Consider the following 2,523-nt stretch of genomic DNA (forward strand, 5'->3'; position numbering starts at 1 on the left):
GTGGGCCCGGGGCCTTCCGGTGTGGGCCCGGGGTCCTCCGGCGCGGGCCCGGGGCCCTCCGGGCGAGGTTCGGTGGTCCGCCGTTCCATGCGCTTCACCTCCGGGTCGAGTCCCGTGCACCTCCACGGGCTCCGTACGCACGGGACCGGGTGCACGCCCGGCGCCTGCCCCGCCCCGCGCGCCCCAATCAGCGCGCCGGACGGGCGCGCCCGGTGGCCTCAGCCCGCGGCCACGGTCTCCACGAGGCTGTCCACGACCCGGCTGAGGCTGAGCCGTCCGTGACGCCGGTGCGCGGCGCGTTGCCGGGCCGCCCCGCTGCCCTCGGTCCGGACCTCCGCCAGCAGGGCGTCGACGAGCGCGGAGTCGCCCGACGCCGCGAGTCCGGGGGCGGCCCGGTCCCGGAGCCGGGCGATCAGGGTCCACGCGGGCACCGGGACGCCGTCGACGGGGTCCAGGCCGTCGCCGTGCAGGCCGTGGGCGGCCGCGAGCAGATGGGCTTCGCGGAGCCGCGACGTATGGGCTTGCGGGGACGGCATGCCCTCGGCCGCCTCCGCGCGCAGGGTGGCGGCCAGGCCCCGTACGAGAGCGGCCAGGAGGACGACCGTGCCGATCCGGGCGTTGACGTCGGCCACGCGGATCTCCAGCGTCGGCACGTGCTCGGACGGGCGGGCGTACCAGTAGATCATCCGGCGGTCCAGCACCGTGCCGCTGCGCACGAGCTCCTCGGCGCAGTGTTCGTACCCGGCCTCGTCGAGGACGGGGGCGGGCCCGACGGTCGGCCACCGGGCGTGTTCCACGGCCCGCCAGCTGGCGTAGCCGGAGTCCCTGCCCCGGTCGAAGGGGGAGTTGGCCGCGAGGGCCTGGACCACGGGCAGCCAGGGCCGCATGCGGTTGGCGAGGTCGAGGGCATCCGCCCGGCAGTCGACCCCGATGTGGACGTGGCAGCCGCAGACCGCCTGGTCGTAGTCGCCGAGGACCCAGGCGAAACGCGACTCCAACCTGCGGTAGCGCTCGTCGCACGTGACCGTCAGCGGATGCTCGGGCGGTACGACGGACGTTCCCGCGGCCAGCAGCAGGCACTCCTCGGCCGCCGCGGCGCGGATCACCTCGGCCCGGATCCGGGACAGCTCCGACCTGAGCGCCGCGGCGCTCGTGGTGGGGCTGGTGCAGACCTCCACCTGGGCGGTGAAGAACTCCGGCTGGACCAGTGGGCCGAGCGTGCGCGCGGCGGCTCGTATGACGCGGGGGCCGCGCCCCACCGGGGCCCGGCTGCCGCGGTCGACGAGCAGGAATTCCTCCTCGACGCCCATCGTCAGGACCGGGACCCGTCCGGGGACGCCTTCGCGCGCGGGGTCTGCCACGGCGGGCGCCGGCGCGGCGCTCCGGTGTCCGGACGGGGACGATGCGGAGGGGGACGGGGATGTGGACACGGTCAGTGACATCGAAAGCCCCTCTGTGGAGCGAGACGACCGACCGGCTCGGGTCGCGGCGATCGGGTCCCGGGCCCGGGACCGGCTGATGCACGACGTCTACCCCCCGGATCGCCGCTCACGCGGGGGCGGGCCGCCGGAGAACGGGCTCCGGCCCGCCGTCAGCCGAGCGCCGGGAAGAAGGGCAGGTAATCCTGGCCCGCGGGGGACGGGACCACCGTGTAGCTGGCCTCGGGAAGTTCGTTCCATACGCCGGGCAGGTCTCCCAGGGGCTCGGAAACCACGATGCGCGATTCGTCGGAGATTTCCTGGAGGTACTGCACCTCGGGGTGGAGGTGACGCACGGTCTCGGCGCGACTGCTGTAGAAGAGGGACCGGGAGGCGCCCCCACTGGAGTAGCGGAACGCCCAGACCCGCTCTCCGTCGCTGACGGCCAGGGTCATCTGGACCGGGTCGGGGACGCCGTGCTCCTTGCCGAGCCGCTCCACGAGCCCGGTCATCCGGGCCACCGCCCCCGGGACGTCCTGGTCGAGTCCGTAGGTGACCGCCAGGTAGAACATCACCTCGGAGTCGGTGGACCCCTCGATGGACGGGAAGAGCGCCGGGTCCACGGCCAGGCAGAGGTCGCGCTGCAGCCGGTGGAAGTCCGCGATGGCCCCGTTGTGCATCCACAGCCACCGGCCGTGGCGGAACGGGTGGCAGTTGGTCTGCTGCACGGCCGAACCCGTCGAGGCGCGCACGTGCGCGAAGAACAGCGGCGAGCGCACGTGTGCGGCGAGCTCGCGCAGATTGCGGTTGTTCCAGGCCGGTGCGATGTCCCGGAAGACGGCCGGCGTGCCGTCCTCGTTCCCGCTGTACCAGCCCAGCCCGAAGCCGTCGCCGTTCGTCGTCTCGACGCCCATCCGGGCATGGAGGCTCTGGTTGATCAGCGAGTGCTCCGGACGGTAGAGCACGGCGTCGAGCAGCATGGGCGAACCCGAGTAGGCGAGCCAGCGGCACATGCGACCTCCCTTTCGCGGCCTGCTCCGAGCCTAACCCCGTACGCGGCCGTGGTCCTGGGCTCCGCCGCGGCGCGGCGCGGCGCCGCGACGGA

General features: G+C 74.2%; 2 protein-coding genes. Both read right to left on the reverse strand.

The features are described 5' to 3' along the window. Nucleotides 1-218 precede the first annotated feature (218 nt). A complete protein-coding gene (locus ABZY57_RS32605) occupies nucleotides 219-1,361 on the reverse strand; it encodes a glutamate--cysteine ligase (RefSeq protein ID WP_356518143.1) in 1,143 nt (380 codons plus the stop codon). A 230-nt stretch (nucleotides 1,362-1,591) separates the two neighbouring features. Then, entirely contained in the window at nucleotides 1,592-2,431 is an 840-nt protein-coding gene (locus ABZY57_RS32610) for a class II glutamine amidotransferase (RefSeq protein ID WP_356518145.1), read from the reverse strand. Nucleotides 2,432-2,523 lie beyond the last annotated feature (92 nt).

Source organism: Streptomyces sp. NPDC006450 (assembly GCF_040612195.1).
In the GTDB taxonomy this organism is placed as follows: domain Bacteria; phylum Actinomycetota; class Actinomycetes; order Streptomycetales; family Streptomycetaceae; genus Streptomyces.